17 protein-coding genes, 8 tRNA genes and 1 rRNA gene are annotated in these 19,047 nt (G+C 39.1%); 25 read left to right on the forward strand and 1 reads right to left on the reverse strand.

All coding sequences use genetic code 11. The features are described 5' to 3' along the window. Positions 1 to 7 precede the first annotated feature (7 nt). The 6 genes from ACZLO7_RS02795 to ACZLO7_RS02820 all read left to right on the forward strand — a co-directional run bounded on the left by ACZLO7_RS02795 (position 8) and on the right by ACZLO7_RS02820 (position 7,385). Positions 8 to 1,078 carry a D-alanine--D-alanine ligase gene (locus tag ACZLO7_RS02795; protein WP_464939073.1) on the forward strand — a complete coding sequence of 357 codons (1,071 nt, stop codon included), beginning with the start codon at positions 8 to 10 and terminating at the stop codon, positions 1,076 to 1,078. A 20-nt stretch (positions 1,079 to 1,098) separates the two neighbouring features. Continuing rightward, positions 1,099 to 2,466: a UDP-N-acetylmuramoyl-tripeptide--D-alanyl-D-alanine ligase gene (locus ACZLO7_RS02800; protein ID WP_464939074.1), complete on the forward strand. Its 1,368-nt coding sequence runs from the start codon at positions 1,099 to 1,101 to the stop codon at positions 2,464 to 2,466. A gap of 91 nt (positions 2,467 to 2,557) precedes the next feature. Beyond that, positions 2,558 to 3,247, forward strand: a complete 690-nt coding sequence (locus ACZLO7_RS02805; RefSeq protein ID WP_464939092.1) for an alpha/beta hydrolase — start codon at positions 2,558 to 2,560, stop codon at positions 3,245 to 3,247. Between the two features lie 343 nt (positions 3,248 to 3,590). Next, positions 3,591 to 5,156, forward strand: a complete 1,566-nt coding sequence (gene cshA / locus ACZLO7_RS02810) for a degradosome RNA helicase CshA (RefSeq protein WP_464939075.1) — start codon at positions 3,591 to 3,593, stop codon at positions 5,154 to 5,156. A 185-nt stretch (positions 5,157 to 5,341) separates the two neighbouring features. Then, a complete protein-coding gene (locus tag ACZLO7_RS02815) occupies positions 5,342 to 5,821 on the forward strand; it encodes a PH domain-containing protein (RefSeq protein ID WP_464939076.1) in 480 nt (159 codons plus the stop codon). Further along, entirely contained in the window at positions 5,811 to 7,385 is a 1,575-nt protein-coding gene (locus tag ACZLO7_RS02820; RefSeq protein ID WP_464939077.1) for a PH domain-containing protein, read from the forward strand. The genes ACZLO7_RS02815 and ACZLO7_RS02820 overlap by 11 nt, the downstream gene beginning before the upstream one ends. 37 nt (positions 7,386 to 7,422) lie before the next feature. Here ACZLO7_RS02820 and ACZLO7_RS02825 read toward each other — a convergent pair whose 3' ends face one another. After that, complete coding sequence (locus tag ACZLO7_RS02825; RefSeq protein WP_464939078.1) at positions 7,423 to 8,037, reverse strand: rhomboid family intramembrane serine protease; 615 nt, start codon at positions 8,035 to 8,037, stop codon at positions 7,423 to 7,425. Positions 8,038 to 8,104: 67 nt separating this feature from the next. Between ACZLO7_RS02825 and acpS the strand changes: the two genes are divergently transcribed. From acpS to ACZLO7_RS02920, 19 genes are all read left to right on the forward strand, one after another. Further along, positions 8,105 to 8,458 carry a holo-ACP synthase gene (gene acpS, locus ACZLO7_RS02830; RefSeq protein WP_464939079.1) on the forward strand — a complete coding sequence of 118 codons (354 nt, stop codon included), beginning with the start codon at positions 8,105 to 8,107 and terminating at the stop codon, positions 8,456 to 8,458. 57 nt (positions 8,459 to 8,515) lie between these two features. Then, on the forward strand, positions 8,516 to 9,682 hold the full coding sequence (locus ACZLO7_RS02835; RefSeq protein WP_464939080.1) for a LolA family protein: 1,167 nt from the start codon (positions 8,516 to 8,518) through the stop codon (positions 9,680 to 9,682). A 70-nt stretch (positions 9,683 to 9,752) separates the two neighbouring features. Further along, entirely contained in the window at positions 9,753 to 10,871 is a 1,119-nt protein-coding gene (alr, locus tag ACZLO7_RS02840) for an alanine racemase (RefSeq protein WP_464939081.1), read from the forward strand. A gap of 178 nt (positions 10,872 to 11,049) precedes the next feature. Then, a complete protein-coding gene (locus ACZLO7_RS02845) occupies positions 11,050 to 11,331 on the forward strand; it encodes a transcriptional regulator (protein ID WP_464939082.1) in 282 nt (93 codons plus the stop codon). Between the two features lie 4 nt (positions 11,332 to 11,335). Further along, positions 11,336 to 11,686 carry a type II toxin-antitoxin system PemK/MazF family toxin gene (locus ACZLO7_RS02850; protein ID WP_038185900.1) on the forward strand — a complete coding sequence of 117 codons (351 nt, stop codon included), beginning with the start codon at positions 11,336 to 11,338 and terminating at the stop codon, positions 11,684 to 11,686. A gap of 248 nt (positions 11,687 to 11,934) precedes the next feature. Then, positions 11,935 to 12,276 carry an STAS domain-containing protein gene (locus ACZLO7_RS02855; RefSeq protein ID WP_464939083.1) on the forward strand — a complete coding sequence of 114 codons (342 nt, stop codon included), beginning with the start codon at positions 11,935 to 11,937 and terminating at the stop codon, positions 12,274 to 12,276. Then, positions 12,263 to 12,733, forward strand: a complete 471-nt coding sequence (gene rsbW / locus ACZLO7_RS02860) for an anti-sigma B factor RsbW (protein WP_464939084.1) — start codon at positions 12,263 to 12,265, stop codon at positions 12,731 to 12,733. The genes ACZLO7_RS02855 and rsbW overlap by 14 nt, the downstream gene beginning before the upstream one ends. Continuing rightward, positions 12,711 to 13,505, forward strand: a complete 795-nt coding sequence (gene sigB, locus ACZLO7_RS02865; protein WP_464939085.1) for an RNA polymerase sigma factor SigB — start codon at positions 12,711 to 12,713, stop codon at positions 13,503 to 13,505. The genes rsbW and sigB overlap by 23 nt, the downstream gene beginning before the upstream one ends. Before the next feature lie 257 nt (positions 13,506 to 13,762). Then, entirely contained in the window at positions 13,763 to 15,925 is a 2,163-nt protein-coding gene (locus tag ACZLO7_RS02870; protein WP_464939086.1) for a Tex family protein, read from the forward strand. Positions 15,926 to 15,991: 66 nt separating this feature from the next. Continuing rightward, a complete protein-coding gene (locus ACZLO7_RS02875) occupies positions 15,992 to 16,447 on the forward strand; it encodes a SprT family protein (RefSeq protein WP_464939087.1) in 456 nt (151 codons plus the stop codon). Positions 16,448 to 16,540: 93 nt separating this feature from the next. After that, positions 16,541 to 16,615: transfer RNA gene (locus ACZLO7_RS02880), tRNA-Asn, on the forward strand. Positions 16,616 to 16,618: 3 nt separating this feature from the next. After that, positions 16,619 to 16,693: transfer RNA gene (locus ACZLO7_RS02885), tRNA-Glu, on the forward strand. A 10-nt stretch (positions 16,694 to 16,703) separates the two neighbouring features. Continuing rightward, positions 16,704 to 16,780, forward strand: a tRNA-Asp gene (locus ACZLO7_RS02890). Between the two features lie 9 nt (positions 16,781 to 16,789). Beyond that, positions 16,790 to 16,864 (forward strand) — tRNA-Gln (locus tag ACZLO7_RS02895). 19 nt (positions 16,865 to 16,883) lie between these two features. Beyond that, positions 16,884 to 16,959 (forward strand) — tRNA-Lys (locus ACZLO7_RS02900). Between the two features lie 62 nt (positions 16,960 to 17,021). Beyond that, positions 17,022 to 17,108, forward strand: a tRNA-Leu gene (locus ACZLO7_RS02905). 29 nt (positions 17,109 to 17,137) lie between these two features. Further along, positions 17,138 to 17,214: transfer RNA gene (locus tag ACZLO7_RS02910), tRNA-Arg, on the forward strand. Positions 17,215 to 17,240: 26 nt separating this feature from the next. Then, a tRNA-Gly gene (locus ACZLO7_RS02915) sits at positions 17,241 to 17,314 on the forward strand. A 145-nt stretch (positions 17,315 to 17,459) separates the two neighbouring features. Beyond that, a 16S ribosomal RNA gene (locus ACZLO7_RS02920) occupies positions 17,460 to 19,012 on the forward strand. The last annotated feature ends 35 nt before the right edge of the window (positions 19,013 to 19,047 follow it).

Below are 19,047 nucleotides of genomic sequence, written 5' to 3' on the forward strand. Positions count from 1 at the left end.
TTATAAAATGAAAAAAAAATTAGGCTTATTATATGGTGGTAAATCAGCTGAGCATGATGTTTCTTTATCAACAGCAAGAGCAGTCACTCAAGCGTTAAACTTTGATAAATTTGATGTATTCCCTATTTTTATTACACGCGAAGGCGAATGGAGAAAAGGAGAACAGTTAACAGAGCCTGCAGAGTCAGTTGAACAATTACAACTAGGCAAAGGTACACAAGACAGCATTCCAAATGATGTATCAAGCTTCTTATTAGATAAAGACGAAAAAGAATTTGATGTTATTTTCCCACTACTACATGGTACAAACGGAGAAGATGGCACAGTGCAAGGTTTATTAGAAGTATTGAACTTACCGTATGTCGGCAATGGCGTATTGGCTTCTTCTGCAGGTATGGATAAAGTGGTCATGAAGCAACTGTTCGAACATGCTGGGTTAAAACAAGTTCCTTATGTATACTTCATCCGTAAAGAATGGAGCAAAAACCAAGATGAATTAATTGCTAAAATGGAAGAAGAGCTAACTTGGCCGATGTTCGTTAAACCTGCAAACTTGGGATCAAGTGTTGGGATTAGCAAAGCATCTAACCGTGAAGAACTTATTAATGCAATTGATCTTGCGTCAAAATATGACCGCAAAATTATTGTTGAAACTGGGATCGTTGCACGTGAAGTAGAAATGGGTGTATTAGGAAACGATTCACCAAAAGTATCTGTACCTGGTGAAATCAAACCAGTAACAGATTTTTATGATTACGATTCAAAATATAACGATAATAATACAGGTCTAATTATTCCTGCTCCAGTATCAACAGATGTTGTAGAGCGTATGACAGATATGGCGATTCGTGCATTTAAAGTATTAGATTGTTCAGGTCTTGTGCGAGCAGATTTCTTTGTAACAGCTGAAGATGACATTGTTATTAACGAAGTAAACACGATGCCAGGATTTACGCCTGTCAGCATGTATCCAATTTTATGGCAAAATACAGGTGTTACTTATTCAAATTTAATTGAACAATTGATTGACTTGGCAATTGAAAGACATGACGAAAAACAACAGCTTCAATATCAATAAGACTCGAGTGTGATGAGATAATGAGAAAAACATTAAAGCAAATTGCAAACTGGTTAAATAGCGATCAACAACTATTTGAAAACGTTGTAGTTACAGGAATCTCTATTAATACACGTACATTGCAAGCGGGAGATCTTTTTATACCTTTCCGTGGTGAAAAAACAAATGGTCATCGTTATGTAGAGCAAGCATTTGAAAACGGTGCTGCCGCGTCATTTTGGCTAAAGGATGAACCTAATCCGCCTGTAGGTCTGCCATTACTTTTTGTAGACGATGCAGAAGAGGCGCTTCAACAAATGGCATCAGCTTATCGACAAGAACACAGTGCTACGTTTATAGGTATTACGGGATCTAATGGGAAGACTTCTACAAAAGACTTAGTAGCGGGAGTATTATCTCCTTACTACAAAGTGCAAAAAACAGAGGGAAACTTTAATAATGAGTTAGGTTTACCATTAACAATTTTATCTCTTGATGAAGATACAGATTTTGCTGTTCTCGAGATGGGGATGAGTGGTTTTGGTGAAATTGAATTTTTGACTAAACTAGCTAAACCGCATTTTACAGCCATCACGAACATTGGAGAAGCGCATATGCAAGATCTCGGTTCAAGAGCGGGAATTGCAAAAGCAAAATTTGAAATCGTTGAAGGTTTACAACCTGGTGGTAAGTTGTTCTATGACGGTGATGAGCCGTTACTTATGCCGCTTGTTTCGGAACAAACAGATTTACAAGCCATATCATTTGGACTTGAGGACTCAGCAGATATAACTGCGACAAACATTAAGACAACTGAAAACGGTAGTGTGTTTACTGTTGAGGGCTTGTTGAATGAAGATTTCTTCATCTCAGTTTTAGGAAGTCACCAAGTGAAAAATACATTGGTAGCGATTTTGATTGCACGTGAAGTAGGTCTATCAGCCAAACAAATTCGCGAAGCCTTAAAAGAAGTTTCATTAACTAATATGCGTATGCAATTAGTAACCGGAGCACAAGATATCTTATTTATTAATGATGCTTACAACGCAGCACCAACTTCTGTGAAGGCAGCGCTGCAATTTTTACAAACGACAGATATTCGTTTAGATAAATGGGTAGTGCTTGGAGACATGTTAGAGTTAGGTGAGCTAGAGCAACAGTTTCATGAGGAAATTGCAGAGGTAATTGATGCAGAGAGCATCCACCGAGTATGTCTATTTGGACCACGTATGAAGTGGTTATACAATAAGTTGCAAAATATTTTACCAGCAGATCGTCTATTATGGACTGCAGAAGAATATGAAACAATTATTCAACATCTTCAAGAGAATGCGGGTGCAAATTCTATTGTCTTATTAAAAGGTTCACGTGGAATGGCTCTTGAAAATGTGTTAAAAGCATTTAAATAGTAATTTTTTGTAAAGCATCTAAAAAGGTTGAGTTCCTTTTTGATGCTTTTTTTATAAAATAATGGGTACACTATGGGCGGAGGATAACATGATGACAACAGGCGTGCTTTGTATTCATGGTTTTACAGGTGGACCACAAGAATTAAAACCGTTCGTGGATTTTCTAAAGCAGAAAACAGATTGGATTGTTCTAGTGCCAACTCTTTCAGGACATGGTGAAGAATTGCATTTAGATAATTATAAAGCTGAGCATTGGCTAATGGATGCTGAACTGGCTTATAAAAAATTAGCTAAAGAAGTAGACGTAGTCATTGTTGTAGGGTTTTCCATGGGAGGACTAATAGCCCTTTATCTAGCATTGCGTTATGAGGTGGAAAAATTAGTATTACTAAGTGCCGCAGCAAAATATATCAGTGTCCGTCAATTGCTAAAAGATATAAAAGAGTTGACCAATGATTTGTTTCATGGAGAGCTCGAGCAAAATGAGCTATTCCATCGCTATGACAGTAAAATTAGTAATGTACCTATGTCATCGACGTTTGAATTTCTTCGTTTAGTAAAAAAAGTGGAACCTTATTATGAGAAAATTAAAGTACCCATTTGTTTAGTTCAAGGAGAGGTAGATGGAATAGTGCCAGCGATAACCGCTCAATTTTTATATGACCGATTAGGATCAACGAAAAAGCAATTAATACTTTCACCAAATGGTAAACATCATATTTGCTATAGTGATGATAGGGATGAATGGTTTCAATCTGTATTGAGCTTTTTGTTAGAGTGAAAGAAACTGATAATTTCGACTGATGGATATTGATTGCATAGTATGGTTACTCGTGTTAGACTATTGAAAGCAATGGATACATTTTGTGTGAAGACTCTCCGAGATGATGGAGAGTGCTTTTTTTTGAACATTACGGTTTATTCTTTTTTGGGTTAGAATTCCCCGAGAATTGAACCGCTCGGCAAAGACCGGGCTTTACTTTATATATATAAAATTCCTCTGGAACTAAAACAGAGATATATTAAGAGACGGAAACGTTCCTCTCACAAGGCTCGATTTGCCCTATTTTCATCTGAAAATGTAACCATTTGTCAAATGCATGAGCAAAAAGGAGAATGAAACTTTGACAAATTTTTCAGAATTAAACGTTAGCGCTTCTATCCAAAAATCCCTACAACGTATGGGCTTTGAAGAAGCAACCCCAATCCAAGAAGGTACAATTTCATTTGCGAAAGAAGGACGCGACATTATCGGCCAAGCACAAACTGGTACTGGTAAAACTGCAGCGTTTGGTATTCCGCTTATCGAGAAAATTGATATCAATAATCCTGCAATCCAAGGCTTAATTATTGCCCCAACTCGCGAATTAGCAATCCAAGTTTCTGAAGAACTTCATAAAATTGGTTATGATACACGTGCACGAATTTTATCAGTATACGGTGGACAGGACATTAGTCGTCAAATCCGTGCTCTTAAAAACAAACCACAAATTATTGTTGGTACTCCTGGTCGTATTCTTGACCATATCAACCGTCGTACATTGAAATTAGATAACGTTCAAACACTTGTGTTAGACGAAGCTGATGAAATGTTAAACATGGGATTCATTGAAGATATCAATACAATTTTAGAAAGCGTTCCAGCTGAGCGCCAAACATTACTGTTCTCGGCTACTATGCCTGGACCAATTCGTAAAATTGCTGAGAAATTCATGAAAGACCCTGAAGTAGTTAAAATTAAATCTAAAGAAATGACAGTAGAAAACATTGAGCAATTTTTCGTTAAGTCTCAAGAACGCGAAAAATTCGATATCCTTTCTCGTCTATTAAATGTTCACCAACCAGAATTAGCGATCGTATTTGGTCGTACTAAACGCCGTGTTGATGAATTAGCTCACGCTTTAAGCATTCGCGGTTACCTTGCTGAAGGTATTCATGGAGATTTAAGCCAAGCAAAACGTATTTCAGTATTACGTCAATTCAAAGAAAATAAAATTGATGTATTAGTTGCAACTGACGTAGCAGCTCGTGGTCTTGATATTTCAGGTGTAACTCACGTTTATAACTTCGATATCCCACAAGATCCAGAATCTTACGTTCACCGTATTGGACGTACAGGTCGTGCTGGTAAATCAGGTATGGCAATTACATTTGTAACACCACGTGAAATGGGTTACTTACGTATTGTTGAAGAAACAACTAAAAAACGTATGACTGCTCTTCGTCCACCAACAGCGGATGAAGCTTTAGTTGGCCAACAAGCTCTTGCAGTAGAACAATTAACTGAACTAGTTGAAAAAAATCACTTAAGTGATTACCGTTCAATGGCAGAAGATTTGTTAGCTAAACACGAAGCTGTTGATTTAGTAGCAGCTGCTATTAAATCAATGACTAAAGAGCCAGATGATACGCCAATCAAAATCACTGAAGAACGCCCATTACCACAACGTGGTGGACGTTCAGGCGGTAGTAGTCGTGGCGGTCGCTCAAGTGGCGGCGGTGGCGGTTACCGTGGTGGTCGCTCAAGTGGCGGCGGCAGCAGCAGCCGAGGTGGAGATCGCGGAGGACGCGGTGGAAGCCGTGGAGAACGTGGTGGAGATCGTAGTCGTCGTGAAGGTGGCGGTCGTCGTGAAGGCGGCGCTAGCCAAGGCGGACGCACTCGTGCACCACGCAAACGTAGCGAAGACTAAAATTCATCTAATAAAGCTATCCCATTTCGGTGGGGTAGCTTTTTTGTTTACTTTGATATTAGTAAAGCGTGATTGCTGGACTTAACAAATGGTCATTTTAACTGTCTCTTTGTAGACTGAAAATAAATGAAACGTTTCCTACTTTTCAAACGTAAAAGAGATATAAAAGAAAAGAGGTGGACAAAATGAGTATAGAACCGAAATATCAAATATCAAGAAAAGGGTTATCCGTTTGGCGCGTTTACGGAATTATTCAATCACTAATTGTTTTATTAGTAGCGGTGGGCGGCGGTGTATTAACGTGGTTTTTTGAATGGTATTGGTGGATATACATAATTTGCGCAGTAGTGCCGTTTATTTTTGCATTTTTATTTATTTTCTTATTTCCTAAAATACGTTGGGATCATTGGCGTTACGAAGTACGTGAACAAGAAATCGAAGTGCAACATGGATTGTTTATTGTTGTTAGGACATTAGTGCCGATGGTACGTGTACAGCATGTTGATACTTCTCAAGGTCCGATATTAAAGCGGTATGGATTAGCTGAAATGAAAATTTCAACAGCAGCAACTACGCATACGATTCCGGCCCTTGTTATGGCTGAAGCAGATGATTTACGAGCACGCATATCTGAGTTAGCAAGGGTGGCGGAAGATGATGTCTGATACGAAATTTAGATTACACCCAATTTCAGCTATTATTAATTTCATTAAAGGATTAAAAGATTTAATATTCCCGTTTGTTCTTATTTTCGTTAGTAATGGTTTAAAGATTAATTTAAATCCTAATAATGAAGAATTCTGGGAAGATCTCGTGCCATTAGCGATTGGTGCATTTTTAGTAATATTAAATCTAATTGGTGGGATTGTGAAATGGAGACGTTTTGTTTACTGGTTTGAAGAAGGTGAACTGCGAGTAGAGTATGGACTTTTCGTTAAAAAGAAACGTTACATTCCTTTTGAACGTATTCAAAGTTTAAATTATAAAGAGGGAATTTTCCATCGACCGTTTGGTCTTGTCAAAGTTAGCGTAGAAACAGCTGGTAGCAATAACGGGAAAGCGGAAGCAGAGTTAACTGCCATTACGCGAGAAGCTGCTGATACGATTGAGTTTGAGATGAAACGAGCTAAAAAAGAGAAGCGACAAGGAAAACAAGTAGCGGATCAATATGAAGTTAATCGGGACAATGTGTCGGAGGATGTGCCTGTTTCAAATCAGTACGAGCAGCTTCCTGAGGAAGAAGTTGCGCATAAAGAGATAGTGCATCGTATGTCTATCAAAGATTTACTTATCTTAGCAACAACATCAGGTGGTGTCGGTGTCGTATTTTCAGGGATAGCAGCCTTTGCATCGCAATTTGGTAACATTATTCCGTACGATTATTTGTATGATGAGTTTCGTGCGTTTGTAAAAATAGGTATTTTGCTTGTGTTACTAGGTATTTTCCTTGTATTACTTATCGCCTGGGGGTTATCGCTCGTTTTAACATTGTTCAATTATTATGATTTTATAGTTGAGCGTGAAAGTGACAAGTTGATCATTACTAGAGGGTTAATAGAAAAAAAACGAATTACGATACCTATTAATCGCATTCAAGGTATTAAAATTGTGGAAAACCCATTACGCCAAATGTTTGGCTACGCGACAGTTGTTGTTGAGAGTGCTGGGGGGTCGGCACAGGATGATGAGAGGAAAATTGTCCTTATGCCGCTTGTAAAGAAACTTCATGCCATGGGGCCTTTACAACAATTATTTCCGGATATCAATTGGCAACCAATGTTAAAGCGTTCGCCTAAAAGGGCACGCCCGTATTATTATCGTATCGAAATCTTATGGAGTTTGCTTATCGTAGCGCTTGTGAGTTACTTCTTCTTCCCATTTGGTTTATTGTCATTCTTCATAATACCGTTAGCAATTTTGAATGGTGTTTGGCAACATAAGACTGCGGGTTATGCAGTAGAAGGTAACCAATTAACAATTGTTTACCGTACATTTAGTAAAATAACTGTCTTTATGGAGAAAAAGCGTATACAGCAAATGAGTTTAAAGCAAACGTATTTTAGGAAAAGAAAAGATATTGCATCAATTGGTGCGACTATTATATCGGGTTCAGCGGGCTTTGCAACCACAGTTGCCCATTTTGAAAAAACAGACATGGATAGATTAATGGAGTGGTACAAACCGAATGTGAAATCTACTCATGATGAAAAGCAGGTAAATGAACTATAAGAAAAAGCTGTTGAGTACGAAAACTCAACAGCTTTTCTTATCTTTTCTTTTTTATCCGCCAATTTAAAATTCTGCGTGGATGGAAGTCTATTAGGCCGATAACGAAACCAGTTAACAGACCGGCGATATGAGCAGTTGCATTAACGTTTGACTGTAAGAATGTCATTATTAAACTAACGATAATAATCGGCATAATTGTCTGCTTTAATTGTGGTAGGGTATTTCTCGTATAATAGACAAGGGCAGCAAATGCACCGAAAATACCAAATATAGCGCCACTAGCACCAACACTGTTATAGTTTATTGGTTGTAATAAATAAGTAGCAACATTGCCTAAAAGTCCAGCGATGAAATAAATGGTGAAGAATCTCAACTTCCCTGCAATCTTTTCAAGCTCAGGGCCAAATAAATAAAGCGAAAACATATTAAATAGTAAGTGTGGAAAACCTGCATGGAGGAAGATTGGTGTCACTAGTCGCCAATATTCCCCGTCGGCAATTAAAAAGTTTGCACCGGTACCTAAGATAAATAAGTTATCACCTATGATTGGGAAAATACTCATCACATAAATTAGCGTATTCAGAGCAATTAATAAAGAAACGACGGGGTAGTATTTTATGTACTGTGAAAAATTTTCTCTACGAATAAACATCTATTCACCTCAATTTTGTATAATTATTATACATTGTTTTAGCTAATGAATGAAAGGAGAACCTTATATGATAAAAGGAATCGGATTAGATATCGTCGAAATCAAACGTGTAAAACGATCCAATGATCTCAGTGAGAAATTTAGACAACGTATTTTAACAAATAAGGAGCTCGCTATTTTTGATACATTAAAAGCACGTCGCCAAATGGAGTTCTTAGCTGGGAGATTTTCTGCTAAGGAGGCTTACTCAAAAGCAAATGGAACGGGTATTGGTAAGAGTTGTGGCTTTCTAGACATCGAGGTTTTGCCGAATCCGATGGGTCAACCAATACTATACTTTAAAGGGGAGACTGTAGATGGTTATGTAAGTATAACCCACTCAAAAGAATATGCTGCAGCTCAAGTTATCCTTCTAGCATAAACGCCTGGCTTGTTTCATAAGATATCTTAACGGATAGAATTGAGAAGGGATGGGAAATTGCGAAAACGTTTTATAGTGTTAACTTTACTTATGATTGTAGCGCTGGTTTTGGGAGCTTGTGGTTCAAATTCGAAGGAAGCAGTTTTGAAAAAAACGAGTAATAAATGGACAGAAACAAAGGGGTATGATTTAACTGCACAAATGGAAATTAAATCAGGTGCAGAACCCCGTACTTATGATGTTAATGTATGGCATACAAAACCCGATTTTTATCGTGTAGCCGTTGCACAACAAGGGGAAAAAGATTCACAAATGATTATACGTAATGAAGATGGTGTATTTGTTGTCACTCCTTCAATGAAAAAGACGTATAAATTCCAAAGTGATTGGCCAAAACAAAATAGTCAGGCTTATTTAATTGGTGCACTTGCGGAAGATTTAAAAGCAGATGAGAATGCGAAAATGACTGAATCAGACAAGGCTTATGTCTTTGAAGTTAAGACGCGTAACAATCATTCAAAGATGTTGCCAACTCAGCAAATTTTCATCGATAAAAAGACTTTGCTTCCGACTAAGGTTTCGGTATTAAATGAAGCGAAAGAAGAGCAAATTGTTATTACATTTAAGAAAATTTCGCTTGGAACGTCAAGAAAAGGTACAGACTATGCAGTAGAAGATTTCTCTAAAAAAGGCACGAATGATAAAGGGACAACTGATGAAACTGCAACAAAAGAAAATGCATCAGGTGATAAAGCTGAAGGAAGTACAACTGAAAAAGAAAATGCGAAAGATGATTCTGGAAAAACATCTGAGAATACAACAGGAGAAGATAAAGAAGCAACTAAAAGTTTAACAGGCGATGCACAAGCAGGGGCTGATATTGAAAATCCTACATTCCAAACACATTATCCAGTCCTTAAATGGGATGTCAAACTTAAGGATGATAAAACAGTTGCAAGTGCAAATGGTGAAAGAAGAATTTTGACATACGAGGGTGACAAGCCATTCACCGTGATTGAACAGTCTGCAGATACAAACCCACTCTCTATTCCGGTGTTTGCACCAGGAGATCCTGCTGATTTAGGATTTACTATTGGAGCAATTACAGATAATTCGATTAGTTGGGAGAAAAATGGGGTATCTTTCTTTATAGCGACAGATTCTTTAACTCGTGAAGAGATGGTGGAAGTTGCATCATCTATGGTAAATGGTGAAGTAAAATGATGAAACATTTGACCTAACCTTTTTCAGGGCGGATAATAGAAAAAAATCCATTTTTAATGAGGGATCATCTATGTATCAGCATCAGAATTTCCGCCCTACTAAGGCAGTCATTGAATTAGAAAACATTGAATATAACATCAAACAACTGCGTGAACACTTACATGCCACGACAGAAATTATTGCAGTTGTTAAAGCGAATGCATACGGTCATGGTGATTTACAAATAGCAAGTGCAGCGTTGCAAGCGGGGGCTTCAATGCTAGCTGTAGCAACGCCTGAAGAAGCACTTCATTTACGAGAGTTTATAAAAGAAGCCCCAATTTTAATTTTAGGAGCAACCCCGGTATGTTTTGCAAGTTTTGCAGCACAATACGATATATCTCTAACGGTATTCTCGTTAGATTGGGTAAATGAAGTTGCGAAACAAGCAAAGAACTTTGAAAAACCTTTGAAGCTACATATTAAAGTTGATAGTGGTATGGGGCGGATTGGTGTTAGAAAACAAACTGAGTTAACAGCGCTTTATAATGCCATCGAAGCGAACGAGCACTTTTTAATCGATGGCATTTTCACTCATTTTGCAACTGCAGATGAAGAAGAGGCTATGCAATACAACGAACAACTAGTAAAGTTTAATTCATTTGTAGAGAGTTTACCCGAGAAACCACGACTTGTACATGCTGCCAATACGGCTGCGACATTAAATAAAGAAAATGTACAATTCAATGCCGTAAGATTCGGTGTTTCTATGTATGGACTAGCACCATCACCGTATGTGGAAAAGCATCTACCATTTCCTTTGAAACCTGCTATGTCACTTGAAAGCGAACTTGTTCATGTGAAGAAAATTGAACAAGGTGATACAGTGAGCTATGGTGGCAAGTATGTAGCATCGGAAGAAGAGTGGATTGGTACAATGCCGATTGGTTATGCGGATGGTCTTTTACGAGGGCTTACTGGTCAAGAGGTATTGATTCAAGGGAATCGCGTTCCGATCATTGGACGTATCTGTATGGATCAATGTATGATCAAGCTACCATATGAAATGCCGGTTGGAGAAAAGGTCGTTTTAATTGGTCAACAACAGCAAGAGGAAATTCAGATAAAAGAATGGTCAGATAGACTTCAGACAATTGTATATGAAATACCATGTATGTTAACATCAAGAATTCCAAGGATTTATAAATGATTTCAATAACTTTAAGTCTTTAATAACAATGATTGCAGCCGACAAATAAAAACATTTCCACCCACAATGTCAAATTCTTACCTTTCTTGTCTATTCAACAATTAATTTCAATGTTAAGATAGGGATAAGTTGAAAGTTGAATTGAAAAAGATGGAATGTTTTGTCGGAGGTGCTGGCCGTGAATAAGAAGAGGATAAGTGAAGTTATCTTAGAGCTCCCTAAGCATAAGATAGCTGAGAATATTGAACAAGCTTATAGACAAATTACGACAGAATGCGATGAATTCGTTTATACACCAACAAAGAGATACAAAAGAGAATACAAACAAAATCAAATACGAGAAGCAATGGTTAAAGGTTATATAGAGATGTCACAAATTAACTTATCCATATGTAGTGAATGTCTACATTTAGAGTATGAAGCCGAACATATGGTGGAGCGTCTCGTAAGCGGAGGATGAAAACTTGATCGTAAAACGTGGTGACGTTTTTTTTGCTGATTTATCACCAGTTATCGGGTCTGAGCAAGGTGGTACAAGACCCGTTCTGGTTATTCAAAATGACATAGGAAATCGTTTCAGCCCAACAGTAATTATTGCGGCTATTACTGCGCAAATTCAAAAGGCCAAACTACCAACTCATGTCGAAATTGATGCTAAGCAGTATGGCTTCGAAAGAGATTCAGTTATCTTACTTGAACAATTGCGTACGATAGATAAATCACGATTGACTGATAAAATAACACAACTTGATGATCCCTTAATGGAAAAAGTAGAAGAAGCATTAGAAATTAGCTTGGGACTTTTGAAATTTTAATGGTATACATAAATGTTAAGCACTGAAGTGAAGTTCACTTTAGTGCTTTTTTATTGGGAGATGTGTTATTAAAACTCTGTTGAAAACGTAGGTACTGTATATATTAAAAAAATAATGATGATAAAATTACTATTAAGGACGTTTAATGTATGGTATTTCAAAAAATAAACGCTAAGGTTTAAAGCTATTATAATAGGGTAATTATATGAGTAATCGAGCTAGATTAGTAGATGGAAGGAGATTTTAATATGGATTTCAACCTAGAAACTGTAGATGCACAAAAAAGTATTGGTTATGTTAGCGGAGAAATAGATGCTTTCACTGCACCTAAGCTTCGTGAGCGACTAACTAACATTAAATTAACTGAAAGTGTCCAGATTGAATTAGACTTTCATGATGTAGTATATATGGATAGTACAGGATTGGGTGTTATTGTTGCTTTTTATAAAAACGTAATAAGTGCCGGCGGAGATATGAAATTAAGAAGGCTGTCGCCACGTTTACATCGCTTATTTAATATAACTGGTCTAAGTGACATAATGAATATCGAAGAAGAGGGGAAGGCGACTACCAACCATGAAGAAATTTGATTACTTTGAAATGAGAGTGCCAGCAAAACCTCAATATGTAGGGGTTATAAGATTAACCATTTCAGGTTTAGCAAATCGAATTGGCTTTTCTTATGATGATATTGAAGATTTGAAAATTGCTTCAAGTGAAGCGATTACTAACGCTATTCAACATGCTTATGAAGATGATGTGGAAGGTGAAGTTATAGTAGGATGTGCGTTATATAAAGATAAAATTGAAATTATGGTCGCGGATTATGGTTATAGCTTTGATTTTGAGGATGTGAAAAAAAGAGTTGGGCCATATCAAGAAGGTGAAGATGTTCAATTTATTCGAGAAGGTGGTTTGGGTCTATATTTAATTGAAACTCTAATGGATGAGGTAAAAGTGCTTAACGACAATGGCGTTACTGTTTTAATGACAAAATATGTCGCCAGAGAGCAGGTGACAGACCATGTGGAAAAAATCACCTACTAAGTCCGCTTCAAAAGAGCAAATTTTAGAATGGATTAATAACTACCAGAAATACGAAGATGATGAAGCGCAAACAAATTTAGTTGTACAATATAAATATTTAGTTGAGTCACTTGCAAGAAAGTATTCAAAAGGTGGTTCTTATCACGATGATATTGTCCAAGTAGGTATGCTTGGACTACTGGGTGCTATTAGAAGGTTTGATGTATCTTTTGGTCGTAATTTTGAAGCATTTGCAGTTCCTACAATAATCGGAGAGATTAAGCGTTTTTTACGTGATAAATCATGGGATGTCCATGTACCAAGACGTATAAAAGAACTTGGACCGCGTATCAAGTCTGCAGTAGAGCAACTGACGACAGAATTCCAACGTTCCCCGCATGTAAATGAAATTGCAGAGTACATGGGGGTTGAGGAAGAAGAAGTGTTAGAAGCAATGGAAATGGGGCAGAGTTACCAAGCGTTATCGATGGATTATACAATGGAGTCCGATTCAGATGGTAGTTCTATGACGCTTTTCGATATTGTTGGAGATGAAGATGAAGGTTATGAAAAAACAAACCGCCGCATGATTGTTGCTGAAGCTATGGCAGTTTTATCAGAAAAAGAAACACGCATTATCCAGCTTACATATTTGGAACAATTAAGTCAGAAAGAAGCAGGAGAAAGTCTCGGTATTTCTCAAATGCATGTTTCTAGGTTGCAGAGGAGAGCGATTAAAAAACTACAAGAGGCAATTGGTGCTACCAGCGGCATTCGTATTAAAATAGAATAATGATTTTATAATTTACATCTATGACTTACTAGAAGGAATAACAAATTACAGTTGGAAGAATGGACACCTTATTAAAGCGGTGTTGGTTGGCGAGAGCCAAAATAACAATAGAAACTTTGATGTTAGGAGTCTGCTCTTTTGGAGTAGGCTTTTTATTTATTGTAAAATAATGCAAAGGTGATGCATTGCTGGGCGACAAGAGTATTTGGACTTACCTATATGATAATATAAATAAGATAGAGAAAGGTTGTGACTGAATGGACAACAAAAAAATGCAGCAATTAATTTCGAAAGAACTTAGCATCCGACCAAAACAAGTAGAATCAGTTATCGAATTGTTAGAAGGTTCAAATACGGTGCCATTTATAGCGCGCTATCGTAAAGAAGTGACTGGTTCACTTGATGAAGTCCAAATTAAAGCAATCGAAGACCGTTATCATTATTTACAACAACTACAACAACGAAAAGAAGAAGTGCTTCGCCTTATTGATGAGCAAGGAAAGTTAACCGAAGAATTGAAAAAAGATATAGAAGCGGCAACTGTCCTAAAGCGGGTTGAAGATTTATATCGTCCTTATAAGCAAAAACGTAGAACAAAAGCTACAATCGCTAAAGAAAAAGGGTTAGAGCCTTTAGCGGATGAGTTGATGAAATTTAAGTCAACGGTACTTGAAGATTTAGCTGCACCTTATATCAATGAAAATGTGAAATCAGTTGAGGAAGCGTTACAAGGTGCTAGCGATATTTTAGCAGAGCGTTTTGCAGATGATGCGACTATTCGTGAGAAAATCCGTAAGCTATCATGGCAAAATAGCAAGATTCTTTCAGCGGTAAAAGATCAAAATTTAGACGAAAAATCTGTTTATGAAATGTACTATGAATACGAAGAACCGATTAATAAAATTGTTCCTCACCGTATATTAGCCATCAATCGTGGTGAAAAGGAAGATGTTTTGAAAATCAATATTGCTGTACCGGTAGAACGAGTACATCAATTAATGTGTACGGAATGGATACCACGTACATACTCACCCGCAGCTAAACAAGTGGAGTTAGCGATAGAAGATTCATACAAACGATTAATTCAACCTTCTATTGAAAGAGAATTACGTGGAGAGCTAACGGAAAAGGCAGAAGCTCAAGCGATTCATATTTTCTCTGAAAATTTACGAAACCTACTCTTGCAACCGCCATTAAAAGATCGCTATGTATTGGGACTAGATCCAGCGTATCGAACGGGTTGTAAGTTGGCTGTTGTGGACGATACAGGTAAAATGCTTGAAATCTCAGTTATCTACCCACATCCGCCTAAAGCAGATCCTGTACAATCCAAAAAGGTATTCAAGGACATATTGCAAAGGTACCCAATATCTATTATTGCTATTGGTAATGGGACAGCTTCTCGTGAGTCAGAACAGTTTGTAGCAGAATGCTTGAAAGAGTTAATTAGCGAGACAGCTTACGTTATTGTCAATGAAGCTGGGGCAAGTGTGTATTCAGCGTCAGAAGTGGCGCGTGAAGAGTTTCCGGATTTACAAGTTGAACAACGTAGTGCTGTTTCAATTGCAAGAAGATTACAAGATCCACTTGCTGAGCTTGTAAAAATTGAACCGAAAGCAGTCGGCGTAGGGCAATATCAGCATGATGTATCTCAGAAAAAGCTAGCAGATTCTTTAACTTTCATCGTTGAAACAGCTGTTAACCAAGTTGGTGTAGATGTGAATACTGCATCATCTTCACTTTTACAATATGTTTCAGGGCTTTCAAAAACAGTTGCAGAGAACATTGTTAAAGTCCGTGGTGAAAACGGGAAATTCATAGCTCGTACCCAGTTGAAGAAGATTCCACGCTTAGGGGCTAAGACTTATGAACAAGCAATCGGTTTTCTACGAATTTCTGAAGCGAAAAATCCGTTAGACGCTACAGGTATTCACCCAGAAAGTTATGATCTTGCCAATCAATTGCTTGAAGCTGCTTCTATTAAGAAGGAACAGCTAGGGACAGCAGAAGCTGAACAAGCGCTAGCTAACCTGGACATTGCAACTTTAAGCGCACAGTGGGATATAGGAGAAGTAACGTTAAAAGATGTCATCGATACATTGATGAAACCGTCTCGTGATCCACGTGATGCATTCCCTCAACCATTATTGAAGAAAGATATTTTGAAAATGGAAGATTTGCAGACGGGAATGGAGATGCAAGGGACAGTGCGCAACGTAGTCGATTTCGGTGCATTTGTTGATATCGGTGTGAAGCAAGATGGCCTTGTGCATATTTCTAAATTGAGAAATGGCTTTGTAAAGCACCCTCTAGATGTAGTAGCACTCGGGGATATCGTAACTGTGTGGGTGGAAAAGATTGAAAAAGATAAAGGAAGAATTGCGTTAACAATGCTTCCACCGGCAAAACAAATCGATTAATATAGTAGAAAGAATAAACCTCGCCATAAAGCGGGGTTTATTTTATAGAAGAAAGGGGAGAATAAGATGACAGATGAAGAGTTGCAAAACCTTGTAATAGAAATCTCAGAGAACGTATTCCATAAACCGTTTAGGCATCAAGCTTATTTTAATAAGCGACTACGCTCTACAGGTGGTAGATACTTATTGCAATCACATAATATCGAGATTAACCCGAAAGCCTTTGAAAAGTTCGGTATTCAAGAAGTAGAAGGAATTGTTCGTCATGAGTTATGTCATTATCATCTTCATATAGAAGGAAAGGGTTATAAACATCGTGATGCGGATTTCCGCCTCCTATTAAAGAACGCCAATGCTCCTAGATACTGTTCTAACTTAACTGAGAAAAAGGGGAAGAACGCTAATAAAAGTTATACTTATATATGTATAAAATGCGGTACAAACTATGTTAGGAAGATAAGAATGAACCCTTCCAAATACCGTTGTAGCAAGTGTTCAGGGCACATTAAGCAAATTGGTTAAAAGTTTTTTTAGAAAAACGCTTGACCTTTTCTAAATACCTGTCTATAATAATAAAAGTCGACAAGGTGATGACGACAAAATGCAACAAATTTTTCCGAAGTAGCTCAGTGGTAGAGCATCCGGCTGTTAACCGGACGGTCGTAGGTTCGAGTCCTACCTTCGGAGCCATATGGCCCCTTGGTCAAGCGGTTAAGACACCGCCCTTTCACGGCGGTAACACGGGTTCGAATCCCGTAGGGGTCACCAAGTTTTATATGGTCCGGTAGTTCAGTTGGTTAGAATGCCTGCCTGTCACGCAGGAGGTCGCGGGTTCGAGTCCCGTCCGGACCGCCATTTACTTTTTGGGGTATAGCCAAGCGGTAAGGCAACGGATTTTGATTCCGTCATGCCCTGGTTCGAATCCAGGTACCCCAGCCATTTTCATTCTTTTAGCTACGAGTCATTAGCTCAGTTGGTAGAGCATCTGACTTTTAATCAGAGGGTCGCAGGTTCGAATCCTGCATGACTCACCATTTTAACTTGACATTATGTTTTTAGGTGATATAATAGAAACCTATCATGTTTCAATTGAAATGCGGCCGTGGCGGAATGGCAGACGCGCTAGGTTGAGGGCCTAGTCGAGGTTGACTCGGTGGAGGTTCAAGTCCTCTCGACCGCACCAAAAAGTTTACAATATATAATATACGATATGCGCCCGTAGCTCAATTGGATAGAGCGTCTGACTACGGATCAGAAGGTTGTGGATTCGACTTCTGCCGGGCGCGCCATATTTTTTAAAAATTATAATATCAATGCGGGTGTAGTTTAGTGGTAAAACCACAGCCTTCCAAGCTGTTGTCGAGAGTTCGATTCTCTTCACCCGCTCCAATATAATTTATGAACCTTGAAAACTGAACATGCAAGACGTTAATCAATAAATGTTTTTGGACATCAACTCTGTTGATGGATCAAAACGAAATAGATATCATCTTCGGATGATACGCTAGCAAAGCTAATGAGCTTTCAAACTACTTTTATGGAGAGTTTGATCCTGGCTCAGGACGAACGCTGGCGGCGTGCCTAATACATGCAAGTCGAGCGAATGATGAAGAAGCTTGCTTCTTCTGATTTAGCGGCGGACGGGTGAGTAACACGTGGGCAACCTACCTAGTAGATTGGGATAACTCCGGGAAACCGGGGCTAATACCGAATAATCCATTTTGTCACATGGCAAAATGCTGAAAGGCGGTTTCGGCTGTCACTACTAGATGGGCCCGCGGTGCATTAGCTAGTTGGTGGGGTAACGGCCTACCAAGGCAACGATGCATAGCCGACCTGAGAGGGTGATCGGCCACATTGGGACTGAGACACGGCCCAAACTCCTACGGGAGGCAGCAGTAGGGAATCTTCCACAATGGACGAAAGTCTGATGGAGCAACGCCGCGTGAGTGATGAAGGTTTTCGGATCGTAAAACTCTGTTGTAAGGGAAGAACAAGTACGTTAGTAACTGAACGTACCTTGACGGTACCTTATTAGAAAGCCACGGCTAACTACGTGCCAGCAGCCGCGGTAATACGTAGGTGGCAAGCGTTGTCCGGATTTATTGGGCGTAAAGCGCGCGCAGGTGGTTTCTTAAGTCTGATGTGAAAGCCCACGGCTCAACCGTGGAGGGTCATTGGAAACTGGGAGACTTGAGTGCAGAAGAGGAAAGTGGAATTCCAAGTGTAGCGGTGAAATGCGTAGAGATTTGGAGGAACACCAGTGGCGAAGGCGACTTTCTGGTCTGTAACTGACACTGAGGCGCGAAAGCGTGGGGAGCAAACAGGATTAGATACCCTGGTAGTCCACGCCGTAAACGATGAGTGCTAAGTGTTAGGGGGTTTCCGCCCCTTAGTGCTGCAGCTAACGCATTAAGCACTCCGCCTGGGGAGTACGGCCGCAAGGTTGAAACTCAAAGGAATTGACGGGGGCCCGCACAAGCGGTGGAGCATGTGGTTTAATTCGAAGCAACGCGAAGAACCTTACCAGGTCTTGACATCCCAATGACCGCTCTAGAGATAGAGTTTTCCCTTCGGGGACATTGGTGACAGGTGGTGCATGGTTGTCGTCAGCTCGTGTCGTGAGATGTTGGGTTAAGTCCCGCAACGAGCGCAACCCTTGATCTTAGTTGCCATCATTTAGTTGGGCACTCTAAGGTGACTGCCGGTGACAAACCGGAGGAAGGTGGGGATGACGTCAAATCATCATGCCCCTTATGACCTGGGCTACACACGTGCTACAATGGACGATACAAAGAGTCGCTAACTCGCGAGGGTATGCTAATCTCATAAAATCGTTCTCAGTTCGGATTGTAGGCTGCAACTCGCCTACATGAAGCCGGAATCGCTAGTAATCGTGGATCAGCATGCCACGGTGAATACGTTCCCGGGCCTTGTACACACCGCCCGTCACACCACGAGAGTTTGTAACACCCGAAGTCGGTGAGGTAACCTTTATGGAGCCAGCCGCCGAAGGTGGGATAGATGATTGGGGTGAAGTCGTAACAAGGTAGCCGTATCGGAAGGTGCGGCTGGATCACCTCCTTTCTAAGGATAATTACGGAAACAGATCTTGGATCTGT

The sequence above is a fragment of the Viridibacillus sp. d25.2 genome (genome assembly GCF_055456015.2).